This is a genomic window from Moorena sp. SIO3B2 (assembly GCF_010692525.1).
Classification (GTDB): domain Bacteria; phylum Cyanobacteriota; class Cyanobacteriia; order Cyanobacteriales; family Coleofasciculaceae; genus Moorena; species Moorena producens.
This window is the reverse complement of record NZ_JAAHHE010000491.1, coordinates 1-3,944: the sequence shown is the minus strand read 5'-3', so window position 1 is coordinate 3,944 and position 3,944 is coordinate 1. Positions and strand designations below refer to the sequence as shown.

Sequence of the window (3,944 nt, the reverse complement as noted above, 5' to 3'; positions counted from 1 at the left end):
GAATTCGTCATGGCTCTGAGTTTGCTATTAACTGAGCGGCGGACACAGTTTGTTCGTGCCCAACTCGGCTCAGGTGAAAAGACAACGAAGGTTGAAGGTTGGGTTGAAGGTTGAAGGTGGGGTTGAATGTTGAAGGTTGAATGTTGAAGGTTGTTCGCGTAGCGTGGCCTTTGGCCAAGGTTGTTCGCGTAGCGTGGCCTTTGGCCAAGGTTGGGTTGAAGGTTGTTCGCGTAGCGTGGCCTTTGGCCAAGGTTGTTCGCGTAGCGTGGCCTTTGGCCAAGGTTGGGTTGAAGGTTGTTCGCGTAGCGTGGCCTTTGGCCAAGGTTGTTCGCGTAGCGTGGCCTTTGGCCAAGGTTGGGTTGAAGGTTGTTCGCGTAGCGTGGCCTTTGGCCAAGGTTGTTCGCGTAGCGTGGCCTTTGGCCAAGCTTGGTTTTAATGTTGTTCGCGTAGCGTGGCCTTTGGCCAAGGTTGAAGGGTTAATAACCTGAAAGCTGTAACCTGTAACCTCTAAGCTCTAACCTGTAACCTGTAACCTCTAACCTGTAACCTTCAACCTCTAACCTTCAAGCTGCAACCTTCAACCTGCAACCTGCAACCTGCAACCTGTAACCTTAAACCTGCAACCTTAAACCTGCAACCTGCAACCTTCAACCTCTAACCTTCAACCTCTAACCTGTAACCTGTAACCTCTAACCTGTAACCTTCAACCTCTAACCTTTAACCTTCAACCTCTAACCTGTAACCTTCAACCTCTAACCTTTAACCTGCAACCTGCAACTTAGTTATCCTAAAAGAGCTTACTGCCATGAATGCCGAATTTAAATTTAGACCAATTCCCTTTGCTTGGGTTGCTATCCATCCCAAGCCGATAGGTGTTGTTCAGTTAATTGGTGGTGCGTTTTTCGGAAGTTTTCCGACAATTTTCTACCGATATATCGCCAAGCGATTATTTGAATCAGGTTATACCGTTGTTGCCAGACCGTTTAGATTTACCTTCCGCCATTGGCCTGTAGCAATTGGTTTGGTCAAAGAAGAAAAAACCCTATTCCAGGGAATTTTGGAAGAAGCAAAAAAATTGGGCTATGAGTACAGTATCTATGAAGAAGACCCCTCTGCCAGAGGGAATAATTATTTTTGGTTAGGTCACAGCCTTGGAACAAAATACATCGCACTCTTGGAACTTTTAAGTGATTTGGAGTCCAAAAAACTTCAGGAAATTCTGGGAGATTGTGTGGGTAAAGATCAAGAAAAGCAGATTGAAGATAGCCTCAGAGATGCTGAGCTAAAATATATTTCTTTGATCAATCAACCATCTGTATTAATGGCTCCTGTTATTAGCGGTACCAGTAGTGCGGTTCCTGTTCCATTCATAGCTGATTTAGTAGACAGACTTGGTTTCGGGGTGTTACCCACACCCGAACAAACCTATTGCTTGATCAAAAATAGCCGTTTATTTAATCTTACTGCTTTGATTAGCTTCAGTAAGGATAAGATTGCTCAACAAGCTGGAACGGTGCGTTGGCTAGAGGAGAATTTAGGCAATAAACTTCTCATTGATGAGAAACTTCCCGGTAAGCATCTAACTCCCCTCGGTTGGCTCCGGGGAAATGATCAACTTGCGGATACCGTGATTCAAGTGATCACAAAACTAGCCGAGCGAGTCTAAGGGAACAGGGAATAGGGAACAGGGAACAGGTGGAAGAGTATGGGAAGTGTGGGAAGTGTGGGGATATGGGGATATGGGGGTAATTTTGGACGAATAGTCGGGATTTTGGCCAAATTTATCTAACCATCCTCGAAGGCCGAATCACGAATTGTTAGTCATTGTCTTGATGCAATAGCGACAAATTAAGTACATTTTCTTATCCCCCACACCCCACACCCCACACCCCACACCCCACACCTGACGTCTTTGTAAAAAACATACCCTTGAAAGGGAAGGGGGGTAGGGTGTAGGGAAAGATCACGAGCTTGAAAAGTTGGTAGTGATGCAGTCGCCCAAAGGGAGTTTCCCCCACTCGTGCTTTGTATCAAGAAGGGACGGTTGAATCAAATTGGGGACAGAATGTTTGTGCTGGGGTAACTCGAAATTTGCTTCTATTTTTCCTAAGTTAAATCTAATTGTGCTACCATTTGCTTTTCCTTGGTATAATATTTATCACAATTGTAGGATTACCATTAAATGTCAAACTCTTTATCCCAATCTTGGCAATGTGTCCATGTGCCATCTGAGAAAGGATATGATGTGTATCAACATGGTTGCCACCTCAGCGCTAATTTTATCCGAGTGTATGTTCCAGAGGAAGCCAAAAATACTGAAACAAAGCTGAAAGCCATTATTTATTTACATGGATTTGCTCTGTGTATGCCCTCTTTTTATGAAGCTCACCTCATTGAGTTAGTAAAAAAGGGATATATTGTGTTTTTCCCCGATTATCAACACAGTTTTTATCCCAATACTCCACCTCAAGGTCCTACCCCCTCTAAACAATCTTTCCCTTATTTGCAGAAATGGCGATCTTTGGCTAAATTGTCAGCCGATACGTTAGCCAATGCTAACTCTTCAATTAATACTCCCTCATTAACAACAGACAATATTGACTCCATACTTTCCGAGTTTGAGGCTTACGAACGGGGCGATCTAGCTGTAAAAGGCGAATTATCGGAATTCAGCGCTTTTGAATTGCGCAGAGTAGCCCGAGCTATGATCGTTATTACTATTCTATTAATGATTCTTAGTTGGTTTCGGCGGGAGTATAGTAATAATTTAATTCATCTGTTATCCACAGTAGCATTGAGTTTAGTCCATTCTCCTGAGGAATGCCTAGAGAAGGCGATCACCTGCACGAATGATGCCTGGGAGTATCTGTCGCAGCAGGACCAATATTTACATTGGAATGATCAGAATCAGCCAGATACTTTTGCCTTTGGTCATTCTTTGGGAGGGTTAATTGCCCTAAGTTTACCTTTTCATTTGGAGGTAAATTCGCCCGAGAGTCGATTTTTTCCCAAGAAAATTGTAGTGGCGGATCCGACTCCAAGCACAGAGAATGGGATTCCCAAATTTGTCATTTGTATCTTGAAGTTGTTTTGCGTTCCATTTGTTAAGAATCCTATCAAGATTAAAAATACGGGTGAAAGTCTGACGGAACCTGTGGCAATTTTGCATGGTAACTCCGATGAGTTGGTTCCACCGTCTGAATGGGTTGGTGGTAAGTGTTCCAATTATGACGCTATCAATAGCGAGCAAAAGGCTATTTATTTCTCATATTCTAATGATCAGGCGGAGCCTCAACTGGTAGCATTTCACAATCAGGCAGTAACCTCTACTCAATACTATGGTGATGGCTTGTTCAAACATTTCGGTGGCGTCAAAAATGGACCCAATGCTTATAACATAGACTATGTTTGGCCTGGTGCTGATAAGATATTTGCGGGGGAGACAACGCCAGAAGACCTTCTTGATCATCTCCATACCCCTCATTTTCAGGTACAACCAACTCCATCTAAGAATTGTGGCAACCTTCTGACAAAACTAGCATTGATTTTTGGGATTATCTTGTTGCTTGGAGTTGCCTATTGGATAGGGACAAAAGTTGGGTTACCTGTTTATTCTCAATAAGCCAAGGAATTTTTCACTATTTGAGTAGGGACTGCGATAGCTGTAACGCTTTCCCTGTCTGAGGGTGACTCGGCTTGTCACCCCTTCAAACTCTTACCCATAAGCCTGTCTTCCATAGGTTGGTCAACCGTCAACTGTTAACCTACAACCTTAAACCTGCAACCTTCAACCTGCAACCTCCAACCTTCAACCTCCAACCTCCAACCTCCAACCTCCAACCTTCAACCTGCAACCTCCAACCTTCAACCTCCAACCTCCAACCTCCAACCTCCAACCTCCAACCCCCAACCGTCAACCTTCAACCTTCAACCAAATAACCTTG

General features: G+C 44.0%; 4 protein-coding genes. 3 read left to right on the top strand and 1 reads right to left on the bottom strand.

The features are described from left to right. Positions 1-7: 7 nt before the first annotated feature. Positions 8-466 carry a hypothetical protein gene (locus F6K38_RS36815; protein ID WP_131826906.1) on the bottom strand — a complete coding sequence of 153 codons (459 nt, stop codon included), beginning with the start codon at positions 464-466 and terminating at the stop codon, positions 8-10. A gap of 339 nt (positions 467-805) precedes the next feature. On the opposite strand from F6K38_RS36815, the gene F6K38_RS36810 reads away from it, so the two are divergent. The 3 genes from F6K38_RS36810 to F6K38_RS36800 all read left to right on the top strand — a co-directional run bounded on the left by F6K38_RS36810 (position 806) and on the right by F6K38_RS36800 (position 3,939). Next, positions 806-1,666, top strand: a complete 861-nt coding sequence (locus F6K38_RS36810; RefSeq protein ID WP_287359965.1) for a DUF1350 family protein — start codon at positions 806-808, stop codon at positions 1,664-1,666. A gap of 516 nt (positions 1,667-2,182) precedes the next feature. Continuing rightward, positions 2,183-3,622, top strand: coding sequence for an alpha/beta hydrolase family protein (locus tag F6K38_RS36805; protein WP_008190118.1), 1,440 nt, complete (start codon positions 2,183-2,185; stop codon positions 3,620-3,622). A 74-nt stretch (positions 3,623-3,696) separates the two neighbouring features. Beyond that, positions 3,697-3,939 (top strand): hypothetical protein, encoded by a 243-nt coding sequence (locus tag F6K38_RS36800; protein ID WP_044495321.1) that lies wholly within the window; start codon positions 3,697-3,699, stop codon positions 3,937-3,939. Positions 3,940-3,944: the final 5 nt, after the last annotated feature.

What these genes read in the sequence shown, in the direction of transcription:
- F6K38_RS36810 (WP_287359965.1), top strand. Translation starts at nt 806, where the DNA reads ATGAATGCCGAATTTAAATTTAGACCAATTCCCTTTGCTTGGGTTGCT.
- F6K38_RS36805 (WP_008190118.1), top strand. Translation starts at nt 2,183, where the DNA reads ATGTCAAACTCTTTATCCCAATCTTGGCAATGTGTCCATGTGCCATCT.